Origin of the sequence: Pseudomonas sp. BN515, from assembly GCF_029873155.1 — a bacterium.
In the GTDB taxonomy this organism is placed as follows: Bacteria; Pseudomonadota; Gammaproteobacteria; order Pseudomonadales; family Pseudomonadaceae; genus Metapseudomonas.
This window is the reverse complement of the sequence record NZ_SSOH01000011.1, coordinates 223,610-248,385: the sequence shown is the minus strand read 5'-3', so window position 1 is coordinate 248,385 and position 24,776 is coordinate 223,610. Positions and strand designations below refer to the sequence as shown.

General features: G+C 64.3%; 25 protein-coding genes and 1 pseudogene. 9 read left to right on the top strand and 17 right to left on the bottom strand.

What is annotated here, in order from left to right:
* The 6 genes and pseudogenes from E8E91_RS02405 to gatC all read right to left on the bottom strand — a co-directional run.
* Positions 1–123, bottom strand: a pseudogene (locus E8E91_RS02405) (IS481 family transposase); the annotation flags it as partial.
* A gap of 119 nt (positions 124–242) precedes the next feature.
* The gene (locus E8E91_RS02400) at positions 243–620 is read right to left on the bottom strand and encodes a carboxymuconolactone decarboxylase family protein (RefSeq protein WP_280374433.1); all 378 of its coding nucleotides are present in this window, start codon (positions 618–620) and stop codon (positions 243–245) included.
* A gap of 13 nt (positions 621–633) precedes the next feature.
* Positions 634–1,023, bottom strand: a complete 390-nt coding sequence (locus tag E8E91_RS02395; protein ID WP_280374432.1) for a septal ring lytic transglycosylase RlpA family protein — start codon at positions 1,021–1,023, stop codon at positions 634–636.
* 155 nt (positions 1,024–1,178) lie between these two features.
* Entirely contained in the window at positions 1,179–2,624 is a 1,446-nt protein-coding gene (gatB, locus tag E8E91_RS02390; RefSeq protein ID WP_280374431.1) for an Asp-tRNA(Asn)/Glu-tRNA(Gln) amidotransferase subunit GatB, read from the bottom strand.
* Positions 2,625–2,635: 11 nt separating this feature from the next.
* The gene (gene gatA, locus E8E91_RS02385; protein ID WP_280374430.1) at positions 2,636–4,087 is read right to left on the bottom strand and encodes an Asp-tRNA(Asn)/Glu-tRNA(Gln) amidotransferase subunit GatA; all 1,452 of its coding nucleotides are present in this window, start codon (positions 4,085–4,087) and stop codon (positions 2,636–2,638) included.
* Positions 4,088–4,101: 14 nt separating this feature from the next.
* Complete coding sequence (gatC, locus tag E8E91_RS02380; RefSeq protein ID WP_280374429.1) at positions 4,102–4,389, bottom strand: Asp-tRNA(Asn)/Glu-tRNA(Gln) amidotransferase subunit GatC; 288 nt, start codon at positions 4,387–4,389, stop codon at positions 4,102–4,104.
* A 218-nt stretch (positions 4,390–4,607) separates the two neighbouring features.
* Here gatC and mreB point away from each other — a divergent pair, with 218 nt between their 5' ends.
* From mreB to tldD, 8 genes are read left to right on the top strand one after another with little or no spacing between them, the layout of a single operon-like run.
* A complete protein-coding gene (mreB, locus tag E8E91_RS02375) occupies positions 4,608–5,645 on the top strand; it encodes a rod shape-determining protein MreB (protein ID WP_103102876.1) in 1,038 nt (345 codons plus the stop codon).
* A gap of 33 nt (positions 5,646–5,678) precedes the next feature.
* On the top strand, positions 5,679–6,737 hold the full coding sequence (mreC, locus tag E8E91_RS02370) for a rod shape-determining protein MreC (RefSeq protein ID WP_280374439.1): 1,059 nt from the start codon (positions 5,679–5,681) through the stop codon (positions 6,735–6,737).
* Positions 6,737–7,225, top strand: a complete 489-nt coding sequence (gene mreD / locus E8E91_RS02365; protein WP_151131935.1) for a rod shape-determining protein MreD — start codon at positions 6,737–6,739, stop codon at positions 7,223–7,225. The genes mreC and mreD overlap by 1 nt, the downstream gene beginning before the upstream one ends.
* A gap of 51 nt (positions 7,226–7,276) precedes the next feature.
* A complete protein-coding gene (locus E8E91_RS02360) occupies positions 7,277–7,867 on the top strand; it encodes a Maf family protein (RefSeq protein WP_280374428.1) in 591 nt (196 codons plus the stop codon).
* A gap of 8 nt (positions 7,868–7,875) precedes the next feature.
* Positions 7,876–9,333: a ribonuclease G gene (gene rng / locus E8E91_RS02355; protein WP_151131937.1), complete on the top strand. Its 1,458-nt coding sequence runs from the start codon at positions 7,876–7,878 to the stop codon at positions 9,331–9,333.
* Between the two features lie 8 nt (positions 9,334–9,341).
* Positions 9,342–13,160 (top strand): YhdP family protein, encoded by a 3,819-nt coding sequence (locus E8E91_RS02350; protein ID WP_280374427.1) that lies wholly within the window; start codon positions 9,342–9,344, stop codon positions 13,158–13,160.
* Positions 13,161–13,216: 56 nt separating this feature from the next.
* Positions 13,217–14,071, top strand: coding sequence for a carbon-nitrogen hydrolase family protein (locus E8E91_RS02345; protein ID WP_280374426.1), 855 nt, complete (start codon positions 13,217–13,219; stop codon positions 14,069–14,071).
* Entirely contained in the window at positions 14,068–15,510 is a 1,443-nt protein-coding gene (tldD, locus tag E8E91_RS02340; protein ID WP_151131940.1) for a metalloprotease TldD, read from the top strand. Before E8E91_RS02345 ends, tldD begins: the two co-directional genes overlap by 4 nt.
* A gap of 18 nt (positions 15,511–15,528) precedes the next feature.
* Here tldD and yjgA read toward each other — a convergent pair whose 3' ends face one another.
* The gene (yjgA, locus tag E8E91_RS02335) at positions 15,529–16,050 is read right to left on the bottom strand and encodes a ribosome biogenesis factor YjgA (RefSeq protein WP_280374425.1); all 522 of its coding nucleotides are present in this window, start codon (positions 16,048–16,050) and stop codon (positions 15,529–15,531) included.
* 144 nt (positions 16,051–16,194) lie between these two features.
* On the opposite strand from yjgA, the gene pmbA reads away from it, so the two are divergent.
* On the top strand, positions 16,195–17,541 hold the full coding sequence (gene pmbA / locus E8E91_RS02330) for a metalloprotease PmbA (RefSeq protein WP_280374424.1): 1,347 nt from the start codon (positions 16,195–16,197) through the stop codon (positions 17,539–17,541).
* Between the two features lie 66 nt (positions 17,542–17,607).
* On the opposite strand, the gene E8E91_RS02325 is transcribed toward pmbA, so the two are convergent.
* From E8E91_RS02325 to E8E91_RS02280, 10 genes are all read right to left on the bottom strand, one after another.
* Positions 17,608–17,880 carry an HPr family phosphocarrier protein gene (locus E8E91_RS02325; protein WP_280367110.1) on the bottom strand — a complete coding sequence of 91 codons (273 nt, stop codon included), beginning with the start codon at positions 17,878–17,880 and terminating at the stop codon, positions 17,608–17,610.
* Positions 17,881–17,896: 16 nt separating this feature from the next.
* Positions 17,897–18,754, bottom strand: a complete 858-nt coding sequence (gene rapZ, locus E8E91_RS02320) for an RNase adapter RapZ (protein ID WP_280374423.1) — start codon at positions 18,752–18,754, stop codon at positions 17,897–17,899.
* 9 nt (positions 18,755–18,763) lie between these two features.
* Entirely contained in the window at positions 18,764–19,228 is a 465-nt protein-coding gene (ptsN, locus tag E8E91_RS02315) for a PTS IIA-like nitrogen regulatory protein PtsN (protein ID WP_190827118.1), read from the bottom strand.
* A 10-nt stretch (positions 19,229–19,238) separates the two neighbouring features.
* The gene (raiA, locus tag E8E91_RS02310; RefSeq protein WP_016490962.1) at positions 19,239–19,547 is read right to left on the bottom strand and encodes a ribosome-associated translation inhibitor RaiA; all 309 of its coding nucleotides are present in this window, start codon (positions 19,545–19,547) and stop codon (positions 19,239–19,241) included.
* Between the two features lie 84 nt (positions 19,548–19,631).
* Complete coding sequence (locus tag E8E91_RS02305; RefSeq protein WP_280367117.1) at positions 19,632–21,128, bottom strand: RNA polymerase factor sigma-54; 1,497 nt, start codon at positions 21,126–21,128, stop codon at positions 19,632–19,634.
* 147 nt (positions 21,129–21,275) lie between these two features.
* Complete coding sequence (lptB, locus tag E8E91_RS02300) at positions 21,276–22,001, bottom strand: LPS export ABC transporter ATP-binding protein (protein WP_190827122.1); 726 nt, start codon at positions 21,999–22,001, stop codon at positions 21,276–21,278.
* The gene (gene lptA, locus E8E91_RS02295) at positions 22,001–22,537 is read right to left on the bottom strand and encodes a lipopolysaccharide transport periplasmic protein LptA (protein ID WP_190827124.1); all 537 of its coding nucleotides are present in this window, start codon (positions 22,535–22,537) and stop codon (positions 22,001–22,003) included. Before lptA ends, lptB begins: the two co-directional genes overlap by 1 nt.
* A complete protein-coding gene (gene lptC, locus E8E91_RS02290) occupies positions 22,524–23,093 on the bottom strand; it encodes an LPS export ABC transporter periplasmic protein LptC (RefSeq protein WP_280367121.1) in 570 nt (189 codons plus the stop codon). Before lptC ends, lptA begins: the two co-directional genes overlap by 14 nt.
* An 8-nt stretch (positions 23,094–23,101) precedes the next feature.
* Positions 23,102–23,626, bottom strand: coding sequence for an HAD family hydrolase (locus E8E91_RS02285; protein ID WP_280374422.1), 525 nt, complete (start codon positions 23,624–23,626; stop codon positions 23,102–23,104).
* Entirely contained in the window at positions 23,626–24,600 is a 975-nt protein-coding gene (locus tag E8E91_RS02280; RefSeq protein ID WP_280374421.1) for a KpsF/GutQ family sugar-phosphate isomerase, read from the bottom strand. The genes E8E91_RS02285 and E8E91_RS02280 overlap by 1 nt, the downstream gene beginning before the upstream one ends.
* Between the last annotated feature and the right edge of the window lie 176 nt (positions 24,601–24,776).

Below are 24,776 nucleotides of genomic sequence, written 5' to 3'. Positions count from 1 at the left end.
GTAGGCCGTCTTCGCACTGATGCCATAGCGTCGGCACAGCTCGCGGACATTGCTCTGCGGCTGCTCGGCCAACCACACAAATTCACGCCGAATCGACATGGTGGTGCACTCCTGCCACGGCATCGCTCGAACTCCTCATTCGACGGATCCCGTAAGCGTAAATGCGTTACCTATGTCTCCCGACACCCGTTACCTATGTCCCCCGGCTGAACACGCAGCGTACCCTACGTATGAGCGGGGGCTCAGGCCTTCTGGTAGTCGTCGATCACTTCCTGCGCGGCGCAGAAGGCATCGATGGCGGCGGGGACGCCGGCGTAGACGGCGCAGTGCAGCAGCGCTTCGCGGATTTCTTCCACCGTGCAACCGTTGTTCAGCGCACCGCGCACATGGCCCTTCAGTTCCTGTGGGCATTTCAGCGCGGTGAGGGCGGCGAGGGTGATCAGGCTGCGGGTCTTGCGCGGTAGGCCTTCGCGGTTCCAGACACCACCCCAGGCGTGTTCGTTGACGAAGTCCTGCAGCGGCTGAGTGAACTCGGTGGCATTGCCCAGTGCGCGGTCGACGAAGGCATCGCCCATCACTTCCCGGCGCACTTGCAGTCCGGGTTTGCGTTCTTCGCTCATTGTGATTCTCCAGTCAGTCGAGGGATTCCACGCGCACGGGGGCCACGCCGGCGCGCAGCATGCCGAGGCGTTCGGCGGCTTCGCGCGACAGATCGATAATCCGGCCACGGGTATGCGGGCCGCGATCGTTGATGCGAACCACTACCGTGCGGTCGTTGTTCAGATTGGTCACTTTCACCCGGGTGCCGAAGGGCAGGGTGCGGTGGGCAGCCGTGAGGGCATGCTGGTCGAAGCGCTCGCCGCTTGCCGTTCGCCGACCATGGTGGCGGGAGCCGTAATAGGAGGCCTTGCCTTCGGCGCGATAGCCGTGTGCGGAATCGCCGCTGCCGCCACCAAAGGGGGTGGTGCTGCAACCGGCCAGGAGGAAGGTGAGGAAGACTAAGGTGCTGAGCTGACGCTGCATGAAGGATGCTTCCAGGAGGGACTCGAGCAGTTGCTGGCTTTGCCGGGTTCCGAGCGGACATCCCTGTCGCAGCGCTGAGCTCATCCGGATACCCCGGCCCGGCCATCCATGGCCGGTCGTTCGCCGGGCCAACGCATGCGTTGGCTAAATCCGGCTCACCCTTCGAGCTTCTTCTTGAGCAAATCGTTCACCTGGCCGGGGTTGGCCTTGCCCTTGGACGCCTTCATCGCCTGACCGACGAAGAAGCCGAACATCTTCGCGCGCTTGGCTTCGTCGCTGGCGCGGTACTGTTCGACCTGCGCGGCGTTGGCGGCCAGCACTTCGTCCAGCATGGATTCGATGGCGCCGCTGTCGGTGACCTGCTTCAGGCCCTTCTTCTCGATGATCTCGTCGGCGGAACCTTCGCCGGCAGCCATGGCTTCGAAGACCATCTTGGCGATCTTGCCGGAGATGGTGTTGTCCTTGATGCGCAGGATCATGCCGCCCAGGTGCTCGGCGGAAACCGGCGATTGCTCGATCTCCAGGCCGTCCTTGTTGAGCAGGCTGGAAAGCTCACCCATCACCCAGTTGGCGGCCAGCTTGGCGTCGCCGCAGACCGATTGGACGGCCTCGAAGTAGTCGGCCAATTCGCGGCTGGCAGCGAGCACCGTGGCGTCGTAGGTGGATAGGCCGAACTGGCTCTCGAAGCGTTCGCGCTTCTGCACCGGCAGCTCCGGCAACTGGGCGCGCACCTCGTCGAGGAAGCTCTGCTCGATCACCACCGGCAGCAGGTCGGGGCAGGGGAAGTAACGGTAGTCGTTGGCTTCTTCCTTGCTGCGCATGGAGCGGGTTTCGTCCTTGTTCGGGTCGTACAGGCGGGTTTCCTGTACCACCTTGCCGCCGTCCTCGATCAGCTCGATCTGACGCTGGATCTCGTGGTTGATGGCCTTTTCGATGAAGCGGAACGAGTTGACGTTCTTGATCTCGGCGCGGGTGCCGAAGGCTTCCTGGCCTTTCGGGCGAACCGAGACGTTGCAGTCGCAACGCAGGGAGCCTTCGGCCATGTTGCCGTCGCAGATGCCGAGGTAGCGGACCAGGGCGTGGATGGCCTTGACATAGGCCACCGCTTCCTTGGCGCTGCGGATGTCCGGCTCGGAAACGATTTCCAGCAGCGGGGTGCCCGCGCGGTTCAGGTCGATGCCACTCATGCCGTGGAAGTCTTCGTGCAGGCTCTTGCCGGCGTCTTCTTCCAGGTGCGCGCGAGTGATGCCGATGCGCCGGACGGTGCCGTCTTCCAGGGTAATGTCCAGGTGGCCCTTGCCGACGATCGGCAGGTCCATCTGGCTGGTCTGGTAGCCCTTGGGCAGGTCCGGATAGAAGTAGTTCTTGCGGGCGAAGACGTTCTTCCCGGCGATTTCGGCGTCGATGGCCAGGCCAAACTTGCAGGCCATGCGAACTGCTTCGGCGTTCAGCACCGGCAGGGTGCCGGGCATGCCGAGGTCAACCAGGCTGGCCTGGGTGTTGGGCTCGGCGCCGAAGGTGGTGGCGCTGCCGGAGAAAATCTTCGATTGGGTGCTGAGCTGTGCGTGGATTTCCAGCCCGATCACTGTTTCCCATTGCATGTGAGTCGTCCTCAGAATCCGGCCGGAGCGCGTTTGTGCCAGTCGGTCGCCTGCTGGTACTGGTGGGCGACGTTGAGCAGGCGGCTTTCCTGGAAATAGGGCGCTAGCAGCTGCACGCCGACCGGCAGGCCATCGATGAAACCGGCGGGCATGGAGAGCCCCGGCACACCCGCCAGGTTGGCGGTGATGGTGTAGATGTCTTCCAGGTACTGGGCGACCGGATCGTTGTTCTTCTCGCCGAGTTTCCAGGCCGGGTTGGGCGTGGTCGGGCCGAGGATCACGTCGACGTCGTTGAAGGCACTGACGAAGTCGTTCTTGATCAGGCGGCGGATCTTCTGCGCCTTCAGGTAGTAGGCGTCGTAGTAGCCGGCGGACAGGGCGTAGGTGCCGACCATGATGCGGCGCTTCACTTCGGCGCCGAAGCCTTCGGCGCGGGAGCGCTTGTAGAGGTCTTCCAGGTTCTGCGGGTTCTCGCAGCGGTAGCCGAAGCGTACGCCATCGAAACGCGACAGGTTGGAGGACGCTTCCGCCGGGGCGATCACGTAGTAGGCCGGAATGGCGTGCTGCATGTTCGGCAGGCTGATTTCCTTGACCGAGGCACCGAGCTTCTTCAGCTCCTCGACCACGGCCATCACGGCGTCGGCGATGCGGCTGTCGAGGCCGGCACCGAAATACTCCTTCGGCAAACCGATGCGCAGGCCGGCGAGCGGCTGGTTCAGGCCGGCGAGGTAGTCATCGACCGGTTGATCGACGCTGGTGGAGTCCTTGGGATCGAAGCCGGCAATGGCGCCGAGCATCAGCGCGCAGTCCTCGGCGGTGCGGGCCAGCGGGCCGCCCTGGTCGAGGCTGGAGGCGTAGGCGATCATGCCCCAGCGGGAAACCCGGCCGTAGGTGGGCTTGATGCCGGTGAGGTTGGTGAAGGCGGCCGGCTGGCGGATCGAGCCACCGGTGTCGGTGCCGGTGGCGGCGGGTACCAGGCGCGCAGCGACGGCTGCGGCGGAACCACCGGAAGAGCCGCCGGGAACGCGGTCCAGCGCCCAGGGGTTCTTCACCGCGCCGTAATGGCTGGATTCGTTGGAGGAGCCCATGGCGAACTCGTCCATGTTCAGCTTGCCGAGGCTCACCGCGCCGGCGGCCTTGAGGCGGGCGACCACGGTGGCGTCGTAGGGCGCCTTGAAGCCGTCGAGGATCTTCGAGCCGCAGCTGGTCAGCACGCCTTCGGTGCAGAACAGGTCCTTGTGGGCGATGGGGGCACCGAGCAGGGCGCCTTGCTCACCGGCGGCACGCCGTGCGTCGGCTGCCTTGGCCTGTTCGATGGCCGGTTCGTCGGTGATGCTGATGAAGCTGTTCAATTGCGGATCGAGCTGATGGATGCGTGCCAGCAGGCTGCGGGTCAGCTCTTCGGCGGAGAATTCCTTGGCGGCGAGGCTTCGGGCGATCTCGGCGAGGGTCAGTTGATGCATGGGAAACCCTTTCCTTATTCGATGACTTTGGGCACGAGGTACAGGCCGTTCTCGACGGCCGGCGCGATGGCTTGGTAGGCGTCGCGGCGGTTTTCCTCGGTGACGCTGTCGGCGCGCAGGCGCTGGGTAGCGTCCAGCGGGTGGGCCATGGGCTCGATGCCGTCGGTGTTCACGGCCTGCATGGCGTCGATCAGGCCGAGGATGTTATTCAGGGTCTCGGTAGTACGCGGGATATCGGCCTCGTTCAGGCCCAGTCGGGCGAGATGGGCGATTTTTTCCACGTCGGAGCGTTCAAGCGCCATCGGGTGTCTCCAACTAGAAGCGGCCAGCGTGGGCAGCCGACCGTGCGGGAACCCGGCGGGGAACGGTGCTGCGAACGGGCGGTCAAAGGCCGCGATGATGGGCCTTGGCGGCCCGGAAAAACAGGCAATTTAACATATCGGCGCCTTGCCCAAAATCCCCGTCATTGTTAGAGTTTGCCGCACTTTTTTACCCACGCGTTGCCTAGGGTCCCTCTCCCATGTTCAAGAAACTGCGTGGCATGTTTTCCAGCGATCTGTCGATCGACCTGGGCACTGCCAATACCCTTATTTACGTGCGCGAGCGCGGTATCGTCCTCAACGAGCCCTCCGTGGTCGCCATTCGTAACCACGGCAACCAGAAGAGCGTGGTAGCCGTAGGTACCGAGGCCAAGCGCATGCTGGGCCGTACTCCTGGCAACATTTCCGCCATTCGTCCGATGAAGGACGGCGTGATCGCCGACTTCAGCGTCTGCGAGAAGATGCTGCAGTACTTCATCAACAAGGTTCACGAAAACAGCTTCCTGCAGCCCAGCCCGCGTGTGCTGATCTGCGTACCGTGCAAATCCACCCAGGTGGAACGCCGTGCCATCCGTGAATCCGCCCTGGGCGCCGGTGCCCGCGAAGTCTTCCTGATCGAAGAGCCCATGGCTGCCGCCATCGGCGCCGGCCTGCCGGTTGAAGAAGCCCGCGGCTCCATGGTCGTGGACATCGGTGGTGGTACCACCGAAATCGCCCTGATCTCCCTGAACGGTGTGGTCTACGCCGAATCCGTACGTGTGGGTGGCGACCGTTTCGACGAATCCATCGTGACCTACGTGCGCCGCAACTACGGCAGCCTGATCGGTGAATCCACCGCTGAGCGCATCAAGCAGGAAATCGGCACCGCCTACCCGGGTGGCGAGATCCGCGAGATCGACGTTCGCGGCCGTAACCTGGCCGAAGGCGTACCGCGCAGCTTCACCCTGAACTCCAATGAAGTGCTGGAAGCGCTGCAGGAATCCCTGGCGACCATCGTCCAGGCGGTGAAGAGCGCCCTGGAACAGTCCCCGCCGGAACTGGCTTCCGACATCGCCGAGCGCGGCCTGGTGCTGACTGGTGGTGGCGCGCTGCTGCGCGATCTGGACAAGCTGCTGGCCCAGGAAACCGGCCTGCCGGTGATCGTCGCCGAAGACCCGCTGACCTGCGTCGCCCGTGGTGGTGGCCGTGCTCTGGAAATGATGGACCGTCACGCGATGGATCTGCTCTCCACCGAGTGAGGTTGGAGAGCGTCGCAGCCATAGGAGCGGGCCATCAAGCCGCTATTCACCAAGGGACCTTCGCTCGGCGTGCGCCTACTGGTGTTCGCCGTGCTCTCGGCTGCGCTGATGGTGGTCGATGCCCGATTCGACACCCTGAAGCCCATGCGCAGCCAGATGGGGCTGGTGCTCACGCCTTTCTACTGGCTGGCTGACCTGCCGGTGCGCGTCTGGGATGGCGTCAGCGACCAGTTCACCAGCCGCAGCACCCTGATCGCCGAGAACGAGAAGCTCAAGGCCGAGTCCCTGCTGATGCAGCGCCGTCTGCAGAAGCTGGCGACCCTGACCGAGCAGAACGTGCGCCTGCGCGAGCTGCTCAACTCCTCCGCCCTGGTGGACGAGAAGGTCCTGGTCAGCGAGCTGATCGGCGTCGATCCCAACCCCTTCACCCACCGCATCCTGATCGACAAGGGCGAAAAGGATGGCGTGTTCCTCGGTCAGCCGGTGCTCGATGCCCGCGGCCTGATGGGACAGGTGGTGGAAGTGATGCCCTACACCGCCCGCGTTCTGCTGTTGACTGACACGACCCATAGCATTCCCGTGCAGGTGAACCGCAATGGCCTGCGGGCCATCGCCAGTGGCACCGGCAACCCCGAGCGGTTGGAGCTGCGCCACGTAGCCGACACCGCCGATATCAAGGAAGGCGACCTGCTGGTGAGTTCCGGTCTTGGCCAGCGCTTCCCGGCCGGCTACCCGGTGGCGACCGTCAAGGAAGTCATTCATGACTCCGGCCAGCCTTTCGCCATCGTTCGCGCCGTACCTACCGCCGCGCTGAACCGCAGCCGTTACATGCTCCTGGTGTTCAGCGATACCCGCAGTCCCGAGGAACGCGCCAACGACGCCGCCAAGGCCCAGGAGGCCGCCGACCGCGAGGCCGCTGCCCAGCCCGCCGCAGGTGAAGCCACCTCGGGAGCCCAGGCCGCGCCCGCCGCCGCGAATCCTCCTGCAGCGCCTGCCGCCGCCCCTGTCGCCCCGGCTACGGCGCCTGCTGCACCGGCGCCCGCCGTGCCGAACAAGCCACCGGCGGCACAGAATTCCCAGGAGAGTCACTGATGGTCGGCCAGCGCTCCAACAATGGCTGGGTCATCTGGGTCAGCCTGATCCTGGCCCTGGTGCTCAGCGTCGGGCCGGTCCCCAGCTTCATGGAAATCGGCCGGCCGCTGTGGCTCGCGCTCTTCCTCACCTACTGGACCCTCGCCCTGCCGCACCGCGTGGGCATGACCACCGCCTGGGTGCTGGGTCTGGCGGAGGACGTGCTCTACGGCACGTTGCTTGGGCAGAACGCCCTGATCCTCGCCCTGATTACCTTCCTGGTGCTGACGCTTCATCAGCGCCTGCGTATGTTCCCCATGTGGCAGCAATGCCTCGTACTGCTCGTTGTTTTCGGCCTGGCCCAGCTGGTGCAGCTGTGGCTCAATGCCCTTACCGGTAATCGTCCCCCGACCCTGGTCTTCCTGTTGCCCGCGCTGGTCAGCGCGCTGCTCTGGCCCTGGGTATACGCCGCCCTGCGCGGTACGAGTCGCCGCCTCAACGTAAACTGATCGGCTTGCGGCCATGTCGCAAGCCTCTGTCTTCGACAGGGAGAAGTCCGCATGGCCACGCTGTATCTGGCTTCGGGGTCGCCGCGCCGGCGCGAGTTGTTGGCGCAGATCGGCGTTCCCCATATCACCCTGATCGCCTCCATCGACGAAACCGCCCAGCCTGGCGAGGCCGCCTCCGCCTATGTAGAGCGCCTGGCCCGTGAAAAGGCCCTGGCCGGGCTCGCCAGCCTGTCCGAGCCCGCGGATGCCTGCGTGCTGGGCGCCGATACCACCGTGGTGCTGGATGGCCGCATCCTCGGCAAACCGGACGATCGTGATGACGCCCTGGCGACCCTGGAAATGCTTTCCGGGCGTGAGCATGAGGTGCTTACCGCCGTCGCCCTGGCCGATGCGCGCCGCTGTGAATCGCGTGTAGTCGCCAGCCGGGTGCGCTTCCGCGCCATTTCCCGAGCCGAACTGGAAACCTACTGGGCAAGTGGCGAGCCCGCAGACAAGGCCGGCAGCTACGCTATTCAGGGGCTGGGTGCGGTATTCGTCAGTCGCGTCGAAGGCAGTTATTCAGCGGTAGTGGGATTGCCGCTGCTGGAAACGGCGGAAATGCTCGCCGGGTTCGGCATTCCTTGTTGGCAGCACCTGGGATAGGTCACGGCATGAGCGAAGAGATTCTGATCAATATCACGCCGATGGAATCGCGCGTGGCGGTGGTGGAGAACGGTGTGCTGCAGGAGGTGCATGTCGAGCGCACCCTGCGTCGCGGCATCGTCGGCAACATCTACAAGGGCAAGGTCGTGCGGGTACTGCCGGGGATGCAGGCGGCCTTCGTCGACATCGGGCTGGACCGCGCCGCCTTCATCCATGCCTCGGAAATCAGCACCCGCGAGGGCAGCGCCGTCGAGAGCATCAGTGCACTGGTGCATGAAGGCCAGAGCCTGGTGGTGCAGGTCACCAAGGACCCCATCGGTAGCAAGGGCGCACGTCTGACCACCCAGCTGTCGATTCCCTCGCGTTACCTGGTGTACATGCCGCGCACAAGCCACGTTGGCATTTCCCTGAAGATCGAGGACGAAGCCGAACGCGAACGCCTCAAGCAGGTGGTGGCCGACTGCATCGCCGCCGAAGGGATCGAGGAAGCCGGTGGCTTCATCCTGCGTACCGCTGCCGACGGCGCCCGTGCCGACGAGATCCTGGTGGACATCCGTTACCTGCGCCGCCTATGGGAGCAGATTTCCGCGCAGATGCAGACCGCGCCGTCGCCCTCGGTCATCTACGAAGACCTCAGCCTGGCCCTGCGCACCCTGCGTGACCTGGTCAACCCGCGCATCGAGAAGATCCGTATCGACTCCCGCGAAACTTTCCAGAAGGTCACGCAGTTCGTCGACGAGCTGATGCCGGAAATCGCCGACCGCCTGGAGCATTACCCGGGCGAGCGGCCGATCTTCGACCTCTACGGCGTCGAGGACGAAATCCAGAAGGCGCTGGAACGCAAGGTGCTGCTGAAGTCCGGCGGTTACCTGATCATCGACCCGACCGAGGCGATGACCACCATCGATGTGAACACCGGCGCGTTCGTTGGCCACCGCACCCTCGAAGAGACCATCTTCAAGACCAACCTCGAAGCGGCCACCGCCATTGCCCGCCAGCTACGCCTGCGCAACCTGGGCGGGATCATCATCATCGACTTCATCGACATGGAAGATGAAGAACACCAGCGCCAGGTGCTCCGCACCCTGGAGAAACAGCTGGAACGCGACCACGCCAAGACCAACATCATCGGTATCACCGAACTCGGCCTGGTACAGATGACCCGCAAACGCACCCGCGAAAGCTTGATCCAGGTGCTCTGCGAGCCTTGCTCGTGCTGCCAGGGGCGCGGCTTGCTGAAGACCGCGGAGACCATCTGCTACGAAATCTTCCGCGAGATCCTGCGCGAAGCGCGCGCCTACCAGGCGGAAGGCTACCTGGTGCTGGCCAATCAGAAAGTCGTGGACCGTCTGCTGGACGAAGAATCGGGCAACGTCGCCGATCTGGAAGCCTTCATCGGGCGTCCGATCAAGTTCCAGGTGGAAACCATGTATTCCCAGGAACAGTACGACGTAGTCCTGCTCTGAGGCGCTGAGTGGACGCCTTTGCCCGCTGGTTGATGCGCATCCTGCGCTGGTCGCTGGGGCTTTGCGCCCTGGTCCTGGTGCTGGCTGCACTCTACGTCAGCCTGGGGCGCGAGCTCGTGCCCCTGGTGGCCGAGTACCGTGGCGAGGCGGAAGAAAAGGCAGCCGCCGCGCTGGGGCAGTCGTTGAAGATCGGTGCCCTGGAAGGGCGCTGGCACGGGCTGTCGCCGCTGTTGATCGCCCATGACGTACTGCTGGGGGAGGGCGATGGTGCCCTGCGCCTGGAGCAGCTCAGGGTGGTGCCCGATGTATTGGGCAGCCTGATGGCGCAGCAGCCGCGGATCGCACGCCTGGAACTCGACGGCGTGCAACTGACCCTGAACCAGGACGACGGCGGCAAATGGCATCTGCAAGGATTCGCCGCCGACTCCGACAAGCCGCTGCCAGGTCCCTGGCAGTTGCGTGACCTGCTGCGGCAGGTCGGTCATGTATCGGTGCTGAACAGCCGGCTGACCTTGGCGCCGCACGGGCAGGAACCGACCCACTTCGATGGGATCAGCCTCGGCCTGAAATCCACTGGCAGCCGTCAGAGGCTCGACGGCCGTCTCGCATTGCCGGATGGTCAGCCCCTGGCCCTGCGGTTGCGCACCCGGCTCAATACCGAGGCCTGGCTGCAGGGTGATGCCGAACTCTATCTGAGCCTGCCGCAGACCGACTGGGCGCGGTGGCTGCCTGCCAGCCTGACCCGCGAGTGGCACCTGCAGCACCTGCAGGCCGGCGGGGAGCTCTGGGGTGAGTGGGCCAAGGGCGGCCTGCAGCGCGCGGTCGCCAGATTGCACGTGCCCGAGGCGCGCGGCGCCTATGCCGAGCGCAAGGCCGTGACCCTCAACAACCTGGGGCTGAATGCCTATTTCACCCGTACCGATGAAGGTTTCCAGGTTCTGCTCGACTCCCTTGCCGCTGATATTGGCAAGCAGCGTTGGGGCGACGTTCATCTGCGCCTCGACCACAAGGCGGGCGAGCAACCCGAATGGTCGCTGAGCGTCGATCGTCTCGACGTGGCGCCTCTGCTGCCAGTAGTCGACGCCCTGGTGCCACTGCCCGAGCAGGCCGCAGCCGCGGTGGCTGGCCTCAAGCCCAGGGGCGCCCTGCGCAACCTGAGCTTGCACTACCGCCCAGGGCAGGAAGGCGCCAAGCGCCTGGAGTTCAGCAGCAACCTGGATGATGTCGGCTTCAACGCTTACCACGGTGCGCCAGCGGCCGAGAACGTCAGCGGTAGCCTGGCAGGTGACCTGTCCCAGGGCGAGCTGCGCCTGGATTCGAACGACTTTGCCCTGCACCTCGACCATCTCTTCCCCAAGGCCTGGCATTACCGCGAAGCCAATGCACGCCTGACCTGGAGCCTGGACGACACCGCCTTCACCCTGGCCAGCCCCTATATGCGGCTGGAGGGCGAGGAGGGCAGCATCGCCGGCGATATGCTGATCCGCCTGATGCGCGACCCCGAGGCGGAGGACTACATGGACCTGCGCGTCGGCCTGCGCGACGGCGATGCCAAATACACCGAGAAGTACCTGCCCACGCTTTCGCCGGGAATGAGCCCGGCGCTGTCCAAGTGGCTCAAGGAGGCAATCAAGGGCGGTGCGGTGGATGAAGGCATCTTCCAGTACCAGGGCTCGCTGGCCCATGGCGCTGATCCGTCCGCCCGTTCCCTCAGCCTGTTCTTCAAGGTGCACGACGCCCAGCTGGCCTATCAGCCCGGTTGGCCGGAGCTGCGTGAGGCTCGTGGCGACGTGTTCATCGAGGACACGGGGGTGCGGATCAAGGTGCCGGACGGACGCATCCTCGACAGCCGGGTGAGCGACGCCGAGGCCGAGGTTCCCCACGTGGAGCCCGGGGAAATACCGCGCCTGCAACTGGAAGCCAAACTGGACAGCAGCTTCACCGATGGCCTGAAGATTCTCCAGGAGGCCCCGATGGGTACCGCCAGCGTCTTCGCCGGCTGGCAGGGGCAGGGCACCCTGGATGGCAACCTGAAACTGGACATACCGCTGGAAAAGGGCGATGCGCCCCACGTGGTGGTGGATCTCTCTACCCGCGATGCGCAGCTGAAAATCGCGCGCCCGGAGCTGGCCCTCAGCCAGCTCAAGGGCTCCTTCCGCTACGACACCGACAAGGGGCTGAGCGCGCAGGACATTCGTGGTCAGGCCTTCGGACGCGAGGTCCGTGCCAGGGCGCAGGCCGAAGGCAGCAACGGCAAGGCCCGCTCGCGCATCTTTGCCAACGGCAGCATCGCCCTGACGGACCTTGTCACCTGGCTTGGCGTCACCCAGCCGTTGCCCGCCTCGGGAACCGTGCCCTACAGCCTGAACCTGAGCCTTGATGGCAAGGACAGCCAACTGCGCATCGACTCCAATCTCAAGGGACTGGCGGTCGATCTGCCGGCTCCGTTCGGCAAGACCGCCGATGACAGTCGCGACACCAGCTGGCGCATGACCCTGGACGGCGACGAGCGGCGCTACTGGCTCGACTACGCCGGGTTGGCCAGCCTGGCCCTGGCGGCCCCCGTTGGCAAACTGGACGATGCGCGTGGCGACCTGGTGCTGGGCGGCGGCGCGGCCACTTTGCCGGGGAACAAGGGCCTGCGCGTTCGTGGCCGGGTCTCGGAGCTGGATACGACGCCCTGGCTGGCGCTGGCCAAGCAGTACGCCCCCAAGGATGGCGCCGAGAAGGCTCGCATGCTACGAAGCGCCAACCTGGAGATCGGCCGGTTCCAGGGCTTCGGCACGAACCTGGAGAACCTCAAGGTGAACCTCGAGCGTTCCTCCAGTGGCTGGAACCTTGGCCTGGACAGCGCCCTGATGCAGGGCACCGTTGCGATGGCCGATGCCAAGGACGCGCCCATCTCCATCCATTTGAAGCAGGTGCGCCTGCCCGAACCGCCGGAAAATGAAGCAGAGGCCGATGCCAAGCCCGATCCGCTGGCGGGTGTCGACCCGCGCCAGGTGCCAGCGCTCGATGTGCGTATCGATCAGGTGGTGCTGGGGAATTCGCCGCTGGGTGCCTGGTCCTTCAAGGCGCGGCCGAATGCCAAGGGGCTGGGTTTCAGCGACCTGGATCTCGATCTGCGGGGCCTGAAAGTAACCGGTTCGGCCGGCTGGGAAGGCACCGCTGAAAGCAGCGCCTCCTGGTACAAGGGGCGGATGGAAGGCAAGAACCTGGCGGATGTGCTCAAGGCCTGGAACTACGCGCCGTCGGCCACCAGCGAGCGCTTCCGCCTGGATGCCGACGGGCGCTGGCCGGGGTCGCCGGCCTGGGTCAGTCTCAAGCGTTACTCCGGCTCCCTGGACGCCGGCCTGCGCAACGGCCAGTTCGTCGAAGTGGAGGGCGGTGCCCAAGCTCTGCGGGTGTTCGGCCTGCTCAACTTCAACTCCATCGGTCGCCGCCTGCGCCTGGACTTCTCCGACCTGCTGGGCAAGGGGCTGGCCTACGACCGGGTCAAGGGATTGCTGGTGGGGAGCGATGGGCGCTTCGTCACTCGTAAACCCATCACGCTCGAAGGCCCGTCCAGTGGCCTGGAGCTGGACGGCACCCTGGACCTTGCCGCCGATCGCATCGACGCCAAGCTGCTGGTAACCCTGCCGGTGACCAACAACCTGCCTCTGGCGGCGCTGATCGTCGGTGCGCCTGCCATCGGTGGCGCGCTGTTCGTGGTCGACAAGCTGCTGGGCGACAAGGTGGCGCGCTTCGCCAGTGTGCAATACAAGGTTGAAGGTTCGTGGAAGAACCCCAAGATCACCTTCGAAAAGCCATTTGAAAAGTCTCGTTGAAGCGAGCTTTCGTGGCTTGGGTTAGCATGCATCCCATGCCTTGTGCGGAGATTCCGATGTCCCTTGCCGTGATTCAGATGGTCAGCCAGGACGATGTCCTGGCCAACCTCGCCGATGCCCGGCGCTTGCTGGAGCAGGCTGCCGAAGGCGGCGCCCGCCTGGCCGTGCTGCCGGAGAACTTTGCGGCCATCGGCCGCCGCGACCTGGCCGACCTCGGGCGTGCCGAAGCCGAAGGCCGTGGGCCGATCCTGCCCTGGCTGCGCCAGGCGGCCCGTGATCTGAAACTGTGGATAGTGGCTGGCACCCTGCCACTACCACCTGACGAACGGCCGGCGGACAAGGCCAACGCCTGTTCCCTGCTGATCGACGAGCACGGCGAACGAGCCGCGCGCTACGACAAGATCCACCTGTTCGATGTCGACGTGGCCGACACGCGCGGTCGCTATCGCGAGTCGGACGATTACGCCCATGGTGCCCAGGTGGTGGTGGCTGACACCCCGGTGGGTCGGCTCGGCCTGACCGTCTGCTACGACCTGCGTTTTCCCGAACTCTATGGCGCCCTGCGCGAAGCCGGCGCCGAGCTGATCAGCGCGCCATCCGCCTTCACCGCCGTTACGGGGGCGGCCCACTGGCAAGTGCTGGTGCGCGCCCGCGCCATCGAAACCCAGTGCTACCTGCTGGCGGCGGGGCAGGGTGGGATACATCCCGGTCCGCGCGAAACCTTCGGCCATTCGGCCATTGTCGATCCCTGGGGGCGGGTGCTGGCTGAACAGCCCAGAGGTGAGGCCGTTTTGCTCGCCCGGCGTGACGCCGACGAACAGGCGGCCATTCGCCAGCGCATGCCCGTGAGCACCCACAGAAGATTCATGACGCCGGCCGTTCCCGGGCCGGCGCGTACGGAGAAGTTATGAGCGACCTCTTGTTGTCCGTCAGCGAGCATCTGCTGGCGCCTGGTGACCTCAGTATCGAGCAGTTGCCTGAGATCCTCGGCGAGTTGGCCGGCCCTGGTATCGATGCCGCCGACCTCTATTTCCAGGGGCAGATTTCCGAGTCCTGGGTGCTGGAAGACGGCATCGTCAAGGAAGGCAGCTTCAACCTCGACCAGGGGGTGGGCGTGCGTGCCCAGTCCGGCGAGAAGACGGGGTTCGCCTACAGCAATGCCATCACCGCCGATGCCCTGCGCCAGGCGGCGCGGGCCGCGCGTTCGATTTCGCGAGCCGGGCAGGAGGGCCGGGTCCAGGCATTTGCCAGTCCACAGATCACCCGCCTCTACGACTCCGGCAGCCCGCTGGATGTGATCAGCCGCGCCGAGAAAGTGGAGCTGCTGAAACAGGTCGACGCCGCCACCCGTGCGCTGGACCCGCGTATCAAACAGGTCACCGTGAGCATGGCCGGTGTCTGGGAGCGCATCCTGATCGCCGCCAGCGATGGTAGCCTGGGTGCCGATGTCCGTCCGCTGGTGCGTTTCAACGTCAGCGTGATCGTCGAGCAGAATGGTCGCCGCGAGCGCGGTGGGCACGGCGGTGGCGGGCGTACCGACTATCGTTACTTCCTCCAGGAAGATCGCGCCATGGGCTACGCCCGTGAGGCATTGCGCCAGGCCCTGGTCAATCTGGAAGCCATTCCCGCACCGGCCGGCACCCTGCCGGTGGTGATGGGCGCAGGCTGGTCCGGGGTGTTGCTGCACGAAGCCGTGGGCCACGGTTTGGAAGGCGACTTCAACCGCAAGGGCAGTTCGGCGTACAGCGGCCGTATCGGCGAGCGGGTCGCCTCCAGCCTCTGCACCATCGTGGACGACGGTACCCTGGCTTACCGCCGCGGTTCCCTCAGTGTCGACGACGAAGGCACCCCGACCCAGTGCACCACGCTGATCGAGAATGGCGTGCTCAAGGGTTATATGCAGGACAAGCTCAACGCGCGCCTGATGAAGGTGGCGCGCACCGGCAACGGTCGCCGTGAGTCCTATGCGCATCTGCCGATGCCGCGCATGACCAACACCTACATGCTGGCCGGCAAGAGCGACCCGCAGGAGATCATCGCGTCGGTGGAACGAGGCATCTACTGCGCGAATCTCGGTGGTGGCCAGGTGGACATCACCAGCGGCAAGTTCGTCTTCTCCACCAGCGAGGCGTACCTGATCGAGAACGGCAAGATTACGGCCCCGGTGAAGGGCGCGACCCTGATCGGCAACGGCCCCGAGGCCATGAGCCGGGTGTCCATGGTCGGCAACGACCTGGCACTGGATAGTGGCGTGGGTACCTGCGGCAAGGACGGTCAGTCGGTGCCGGTGGGCGTGGGTCAGCCGACCCTGAAGATCGACGCGATTACCGTAGGTGGGACGGGGGCCTGATGGCGGCCCCCGGAAGGATCAGCGCAAGCCGCGTTTGGATTCGTCCAGGTCGCGGATGTATTTGAACACCTTGCGCGCGGCGGCCGGCGGTTTGTTGTGGGCCGCTTCGTGCTGGGCATGACGGATCAGGCCGCGCAGGTGCTGACGGTCGGTATCCGGGTAGTCGGCGACGAAGCTCTCCAGGGCGGCATCGCCACCTTCGATCAGGCGGTCACGCCAGCGTTCCAGGGCGTGGAAACGCTCGTTGTACTCGCGGGTGGAGCTGTCGAGCTGGTCGATGAGGGCGACGATGGCTTCGACGTCCTGCTCGCGCATGAGCTTGCCGATGTACTGGATGTGCCGTTTGCGGGCGACGTGTGCCTTGTGCTTCGGCGCTTCCGCCAGGGCCTTTTGCAGGGCGTCGGTCAGCGGCAGCTTGGCCAGTACGTCGGCCTTGAAGGTGGTCAGGCGCTCACCGAGTTCCTGCAGGGCATGCAGCTCGCGTTTGACCTGGGTTTTGCTCTTCTCTCCGGAGAAGTCGTCGTCGAAGAATTCAGCCATGGGGGTGGTCCAGTTGGAAACGCCGCCATGATAACCAGTCGGGGCCGCGTTGTCCGGCCCGGCTGGCGCCGCCGGAGCGCGGTACGTGCGGCAAGGCGCCCGGTTGCGCCTGCCGCGTCGAAGAATTTTTGAACTGGAGTGGCTATGAGTGAAGTAGAAGTGGTCGGCCCGGAAGCATTGCCGGAATTGCAGGCGCGGGTCGAACGCATCCTCGCCGAAGCCCGGCGCCAGGGCGCCAGTGCGTGTGAGGTGGCTGTTTCAGTGGAGCAGGGATTGTCCACCAGTGTTCGCCAGGGCGAGGTGGAAACAGTCGAATTCAATCGCGACCAGGGCTTCGGCATCACCCTGTATGTCGGCCAGCGCAAAGGCTCGGCCAGCACCTCGGCGAGCGGCGAGGATGCGATCCGCGAAACCGTGGCTGCAGCCCTGGCCATCGCGAAACATGCTTCCGAGGACGAGTGCGCCGGTCTCGCCGACGCGGCCCTGATGGCCCGCGACATGCCGGAACTCGACCTATACCATCCTTGGGCGATCACGCCCGAACAGGCCGTGGAGCAGGCGCTGATCTGCGAGGCGGCGGCATTCGAGACCGACAAACGCGTCAGCAAGGCGGACGGCACCACGCTCAATACCCATCAGGGTTGCCGCGTTTATGGCAACAGCCACGGGTTCGTCGGCGGTTACGCCAGCACCCGTCACAGCCTGAGCTGCGTGATGATCGCCGAGGCGCAGGGGCAGATGCAGCGTGACTACTGGTACGACGTCAGCCGTATTGGCAGCCAGCTCGCCGATCCGGCCAGCATCGGTCGCCGCGCTGCCGAACGTACTGCCGCTCGCCTGGGCGCGCGGCCGGTACCCACCTGCGAAGTGCCAGTGCTGTTCGCCGCAGAGCTTGCGACCGGACTGTTCGGCAGCTTCCTCGGCGCCATTTCCGGCGGCAACCTGTACCGCAAGTCCTCCTTCCTCGAAGGCGCCCTGGGCCAGCGTCTGTTCCCCGAGTGGCTGTCCATCGACGAGCGCCCGCATATCCCGCGCGCCATGGCCAGTGCCGCCTTCGACAACGACGGCCTGGCGACCTACGCCAAGCCCTTCGTCGAGAAAGGCGAACTGGTTTCCTACATCCTCGGCACCTACTCCGGGCGCAAGCTGGGGTTGCCCAGCACGGCCAACGCCGGCGGCGTACACAACCTCTTCGTCAGCCACGGCCAGGAGGACCAGACAGCGCTGCTGCGGCGCATGGGGCGCGGACTGCTCGTGACCGAGCTGATGGGGCAGGGGCTGAACATGGTGACCGGGGACTATTCCCGTGGTGCCGCCGGATACTGGGTGGAGAACGGAGAGATCCAGTTCCCGGTGCAGGAAGTGACCATCGCCGGCAATCTCAAGGACATGTTCCGCCAGATCCTCGCCGTGGGCAGCGATCTGGAACTGCGCGGCAACATCCGCACCGGCTCGGTGCTCATCGAGAAAATGACGGTGGCCGGTAGCTGAGGCTGCCTGTTTCCAGAACGAAAAACGCGCCCAGATGGGCGCGTTTTTCATTGGAGCAGATGACGGTCATTCACCTTCGTCGAACTTGTTGTTGATCAGCTCGATCAACGCATTGAGGGCGTCGTCGTCCTGATCGCCTTCCGTGTGCAGGTGAATGGGAGTGCCCTTGCCGGCGGCCAGCATCATCACGGCCATGATGCTCTTGCCGTCCACCAGGCTCTCGGGAGTGCGGCCCACGCGGATCTGACAAGGGAAGCGACCGGCCACCCCGACGAACTTCGCTGCGGCCCGGGCGTGCAGGCCGAGTTTGTTGATGATGGTGATCTCGCAGGCTGGCATCGCGTTTCCAATCCTTCTAACTGAGGTCGCGGTGGCGAACCTGGACATTCTTCAAACTGGGTTTCAGCGCCGCCCCCAGACGCTCGGCAACATAGACCGAACGGTGGTGGCCCCCAGTGCAGCCAATGGCGATCGTGACGTAGGCGCGATTGCTGGCGGCGAAGCGCGGCAGCCATTTGCTCAGATAGCCGAGGATATCCTGATACATCTCTTCGACATCCGGCTGCCCGGCGAGGTACTCGGCGACAGCCGGCGCGAGTCCCGAATGGTCCCGCAGCTCCGGCTTCCAGTAAGGGTTTGGCAGGCAGCGCACGTCGAACACCAGGTCGGCGTCGACCGGCATGCCACGCTTGAAGCCGAAGGACTCGATCAGGAAAGCAGTGCCGGGTTCGGGCTGATTCAGCAGGCGCAGCTTGATGCTGTCGCGTAGCTGATAGAGGTTGAGGTGCGTGGTGTCGATCTTCAGGTCGGCGAGATCGGCGATGGGCGCCAACAACACTTCCTCGTCCCGGATGGCTTCGGCCAGGGAGCGGTTGTCATTGGTCAGTGGGTGGCGCCGGCGCGTTTCCGAGAAGCGCTTGAGCAGCGTGTCGTGGTCGGCATCGAGGTACAGCACGTCGCACTTGATGTGGCGATTGCGGGCCTCGCTGAGCAACTCGGGAAAACGCTGCAGCTGGCTGGGCAGGTTGCGTGCGTCGATGGACACGGCGACCTGGGGTTCCAGTAGCTCGGTGTGCAGCAGGGCCCGTTCGGCAAGTTCGGGAAGCAGGCCAGCGGGCAGGTTGTCGATGCAGTAGAAACCGTGGTCCTCGAGAACATCGAGGGCGGTACTCTTGCCCGACCCGGAGCGGCCGCTGACGATGACCAGGCGCATGGAAGAACCTTAGCGTCCGCTCTGCACGTCCACTACCACCTGGTAGAGGCTGGTGCTGTCGGAAGCCTGGCGCAGGCGCTCGCGCACATCACTGCGGTCGAGCATGCTGGCGATCTGGCGGAGCAGTTCAAGGTGTTCATCGGTGGCAGCTTCGGGGACCAGCAGCACGAACAGCAGGTCAACCGGGGCGCCGTCGATGGCGTCGAAATCGACTGGAGCGTCAAGGCGCAGCACGGCACTGATGGGCGACGTGCAGCCAGTGAGGCGGCAGTGGGGAATGGCGATGCCGTTGCCGAAACCGGTGGAGCCGAGTTTCTCCCGCGCTACCAGGCTTTCGAAGATGTCCTGGTTGTCGAGGTCGGGAAGGTCGCGAGCGACCAGCTTGGCGATCTGTTCCAGTACACGTTTCTTGCTGCCACCCGGCACGTTCACCAGGGAACGGCCGGGGGTCAGGATTTGCTCAAGTCGGATCATAGAGGAGGGGTCAGCGGGCGGTGGCACCCTGCTGGCGGTTTAGTTGCTTTTCCTTGTGCTTGATCAGTTGGCGATCAAGCTTGTCGGTAAGCAGGTCGATGGCGGCGTACATGTCTTCATGCTCCGCGTTGGCAACGACTTCGCCGCCGGCGATGTGCAAAGTGGCTTCGATTTTCTGTTTGAGTTTTTCGACCTGCATGATCACCTGAACGTTGGTGATTCGGTCGAAGTGGCGCTCCAGACGGTCGAACTTCTCGACAACGTAGTTGCGCAGGGCGTCGGTCACATCCAGTTGATGTCCACTGATGTTGACTTGCATACCGCTTTCTCCTTATTGCCCGTGTATAAGAGACAGGCTAACGGGCCTGCCACCGGAACACTTTGGCGTGGGTCAATTTCCGCGTCACATCAGTCGCTTTCGTTCGCTGGAAGGGGCAATCCCAAGGGATTCGCGATACTTGGCTACTGTGCGACGGGCCACTTGAATGCCCTGTGCTTCCAGTAAACCAGCGATCTTGCTGTCGCTCAACGGCTTTTTCGGATTTTCCGCTGCGACCAGTTTTTTGATGATGGCGCGGATTGCGGTAGACGAGCATTCGCCGCCTTCCGAAGTACTTACGTGGCTGGAGAAGAAGTACTTCAGCTCGTAGATTCCGCGGGGAGTGTGCATGTATTTCTGGGTGGTCACGCGCGAGATGGTGGACTCGTGCATACCCACGGCTTCGGCGATGTCGTGCAGGACCAGAGGCTTCATCGCCTCGTCGCCGTATTCGAGGAAACCGCGCTGATGCTCGACGATCTGGGTGGCGACCTTCATCAGCGTCTCGTTGCGGCTCTGCAGGCTCTTGATGAACCAGCGCGCTTCCTGAAGCTGATTGCGCATGAAAGTGTTGTCGGCGCTGGAGTCGGCGCGACGGACGAATCCGGCATAGTGCGGATTGACCCGCAGGCGCGGTACGGCTTCCTGGTTCAGTTCCACCAGCCAGCGTTCGTTGTGCTTGCGGACGATCACATCCGGCACCACGTATTCGGGTTCGCTGGCTTCGATCTGGGAGCCGGGGCGCGGATTAAGCCCCTGGATCAGTTCGATGATCTGGCGCAGTTCGTCTTCCTTGACCTTCATGCGGCGCATCAGCTGGCTGTAATCGCGACTGCCGAGCAGGTCCAGGAAGTCACCGGCCAGGCGTTGGGCCTCGGCCAGCCAGCGAGTGCCCGGAGGCAGCTGGCGCAATTGCAGGAGCAGGCACTCGCGCAGGTCGCGGGCGCCAACGCCGGCGGGTTCGAATTGCTGGATGCGATGCAGGACGACTTCGACTTCGTCCAGCTCGATGCCGAGCTCCGGATCGAAGGCTTCGACGATCTCGGAAAGAGACTCTTCGAGGTAACCGTCGTTGTTGATGCAATCGATCAGGGTGACCGCGATCAGGCGGTCGGTATCGGACATGGGCGCCAGATTGAGTTGCCAGAGCAGGTGGCTCTGCAGGCTCTCGCCAACCGAAGTGCGCGACGTGAAATCCCACTCGTCGTCATCGTTGGTCGGCAGGCTGCTGGCGCTGGTCTGGTAGACGTCTTCCCAGGCCGTGTCGACGGGGAGTTCGCTGGGGATGCGCTCGTGCCACTCGCCATCTTCCATGGCTTCGGCATTGGTCTCGACGCTGGACTCCTGAAAGCTGGTTTCCTGGCTGCCGGAATTGGGCTGCTGGTCGCCTTCGGCCATGGGGTCAGAGGTGTCGAAATCGTCGCCATCCTCCTGCCGCTCGAGCATCGGATTGGACTCGAGCGCTTCCTGGATCTCCTGCTGGAGGTCCAGGGTGGAGAGTTGGAGCAGGCGAATGGCCTGTTGCAGCTGCGGGGTCATCGTCAGCTGCTGGCCCATCTTGAGGACTAGCGATGGTTTCATGGCAGAGGGCTTAGCACCTTATTCGCCGGCGCTCGCGCGCCATCCACTACAGGGCGCCGGGGCGCCACCAGGAAGCAAATTATATGCCTGACCTTGAAGGATTTTCCTAGCCCGCGCAACCCGTCTTGTAGGCGTGGTTGCGGGAAACTACAGGCGGAACTCGTGGCCCAGGTAGACTTCCTTCACCAACTGGTTGGCCAGGATGGCTTCCGCATCACCTTCGGCGATCAGTTGTCCGTCACTGACAATGTAGGCGGTCTCGCAGATGTCCAGGGTCTCGCGGACGTTGTGGTCGGTGATGAGTACACCGATCCCCTTCGCCTTGAGGTGATGGATGATCTGCTTGATGTCGCCGACGGAAATCGGGTCCACGCCGGCGAAGGGTTCGTCCAGCAGGATGAATTTGGGGGCCGTGGCCAGCGCGCGGGCGATTTCCACACGACGACGCTCGCCACCCGACAGACTCATGCCGAGGCTGTCGCGAATGTGGCTGATATGAAATTCCTGCAGCAGGCTTTCCAGCTCTTTGCGGCGTGCGGCGCGGTCGAGATCCTTGCGGGTCTCGAGGATCGCCATGATGTTGTCCGCCACGCTGAGCTTGCGGAAGATCGAGGCTTCCTGCGGCAGATAGCCGATGCCGGCACGGGCGCGGCCGTGCATCGGCTGGTGGGTGACGTCCTGCTGGTCGATCAGGACGCGTCCCTGGTCGGCCTTGACCAGGCCCACGATCATGTAGAAGCAGGTGGTCTTGCCCGCGCCGTTCGGGCCGAGGAGGCCGACGATCTGACCGCTGTCGATGGACAGGCTGACGTCGCGGACCACCTGGCGGCTCTTGTAGCTCTTGGCCAGGTGCTGGGCTTTGAGAGTCGCCATTACTGTGCTTTCTGCTCTTTCTTCTTCGGCTGGATGACCATGTCGATCCGCGGACGCGGAGTGGTCACGTTACCGCCGGTGGCGCGGCCTGCGTTCACGATCTGGCGCTGGGTGTCGTAGACGATCTTCTCGCCTTCGAACGTGTTGCCTTCCTGTACGACCTTGGCCTGGTCGAGCAGGATGATGCGCTCATTGGCGGCGAAGTACTGGATGGTCAGGCCGTAGGCCTTGACGATCTGCTTGTCGACTGATGGCTTCTGCTCGTAGTACGCGGGCTTGCCGACCGAGGTGAAGACCTCGACGTCGCCATTGGCGTCCTGAGTGATGGTAACGGTGTCGCCGGTGATCTTGAGGGTGCCCTGGGTGATCACGACGTTGCCGCGGTAAACCGCGACGCCCTGCTTGTCATCGAGCTCGGCGCTATCGGCCTGTACGCGAATCGGCTGGTCGCGGTCCGTGGGCAGTGCCCAGGCGGCGGCACTTCCGAGTGCGGTGCCCAGGCTGAGCAATAGGGGGAGGGTATTAACGAACCTCATGCTGGCCTCTTACGTTGGACTGCAGGAGCATCCTGCTGTCATTCAAGTACGCTTTCATTCCTTGTGCCGTGGTCACCCCATTGGCCGCTTCGATTCTAACGGCTTGCTGGGTCTGCGCATATTCCTGGTCGGGGAACACGGTCAGCCGGCTGGTGGTCAGGATAGTCGGGCGTCCCTTGGCATCGGTGCGCGCTACCCGGACCTTCTCGATCAGTTCGACTTGCTTGCCCTCGGGGCCCACTTCTCCACGCTCGCTCTGCACGTGCCAGGGGAAGTCAGTGCCACGGTGCAGGAGCAGGTCGGGGGTGGTCAGCAGTGTGACATCAGTGGCCTTCATATGTTCGAGGCGCGTGGCGGTCATCTCGTAATGGAGCTTGCCGTCTTCCTGGAACTGGGTGCTCTTGCCGTTTTCGACATAGAAGTCGATGGCGTTGTCGTTGCCCGTCGCGGTGGTGCGATCCATGAAGCTTTCTGGGCGGATGTTCCAGTAACCCAGGGCAATGAATAGCGCTGCAATGGGAATCAGGATGAGCGCCAGGCGTATGTTCTTCGGCATGTCGGATCTCAGAGGTAGGCGGCCTGGGCCGCTTCGAGGCTGCCCTGGGCGCGCAGGATGAGTTCGCAGAACTCACGGGCAGCGCCTTCGCCTCCACGTGCCTGGGTAACGCCATGGGCATGCTGGCGCACGAAGGCGTCGGCATTGGCTACCGCCATGCCGAGGCCTACACGGCGGATCACCGGCAGGTCGGGCAGGTCGTCGCCCAGATAGGCAACCTGGTCATGGGTCAGGCCGAGTTCCGCAAGAAGGCCGTCGAGCACCACCAGCTTGTCTTCGCGCCCCTGGAACAGGTGCTGGATGCCGAGGTTCTGCGCGCGGCGCTCGACCACCTCGGACTGGCGGCCGCTGATGATGGCAGTTCGTACGCCGGTGCTCATCAGCATCTTGATGCCATGGCCGTCGAGTGTGTTGAAGGTCTTGAATTCGCCGCCTCCGGGCAGGAAGTAGAGGCGGCCGTCGGTCAGTACACCGTCGACATCGAATACGGCCAGGCGCACGGCCTTGGCGCGGGCGAGGAGTTCGTTGCTCATCAGATCACTCCGGCGCGGGTCATGTCATGGATGTGCAGGGCGCCGATGGGGCGGTCGTCTGCATCGACGACGACGAGCACGTTGATCTTGTGGTCGTCCATGATCTTCAGGGCTTCGGCGGCGAGCATGTCCGGGCGCACGGTCTTGCCATGGACGGTCATGACATCGTCGATGCTGGCCTGGCGCACGTCGACGCCCTTGTCCAGGGTGCGGCGCAGGTCGCCGTCAGTGAAGATACCGGCGAGGTGGCCATCGTCTTCCACTACCGCGGTCATGCCCAGGCCCTTGCGGGTCATTTCCAGCAGCGCTTCGCGCAGCGGAGTGCCACGGGAGACGCTGGGCAGGCTGTCGCCGCCATGCATGATGTTCTCTACTTTGAGCAGCAGGCGCCGGCCCAGGGCACCACCCGGATGGGAGAAGGCGAAGTCTTCGGCGGTGAAGCCGCGGGCCTCCAGCAGTGCGATCGCCAGGGCATCACCCAGTACCAGGGCAGCGGTGGTGGAGGAGGTGGGGGCCAGGTTCAGCGGGCAGGCTTCCTGGGCCACGCGTGCATCCAGGTTGGCGGCTGCGGCCTTGGCCAGCGGCGAATCCGGATTGCCGGTGAGGCTGATCAGCGTGATGCCCAGGCGCTTGATCAGCGGCAGCAGGGTCACGATTTCGGCGGTGGAGCCGGAGTTGGACAGGGCGATTACCACGTCTTCACGGGTGATCATGCCCATGTCGCCATGGCTGGCTTCGGCGGGGTGTACGAAGAAGGACGGCGTGCCGGTGCTGGCCAGGGTGGCTGCAATCTTGTTACCGACATGTCCGGACTTGCCCATGCCCACGACTACCACGCGTCCCTTGCAGGCCAGGATGAGCTCGCAGGCGCGAACGAAATCGGCGTCGATGCGCGTCAGAAGGGCGTCGATCGCCTCGCGTTCGAGCTGGATAGTGCGTTGTGCGGACTTGATGAGATCGCTGGATTGGCTCATGGAAGGCGTGCAGTTGCCGAAGAAAAAGACAGCGATTATAGCGATAAAGGTGATTTAGCTCACGCGCCAATGCCGTGGATGCTGTCGCAAAGCTGAACAGACGCTGGAGCGGCCTTGGGAGGCGCATTGGCGCGGTGATATAGTTCGCGCCTTGTTCGGCCCGTCCTGGGCGGGGT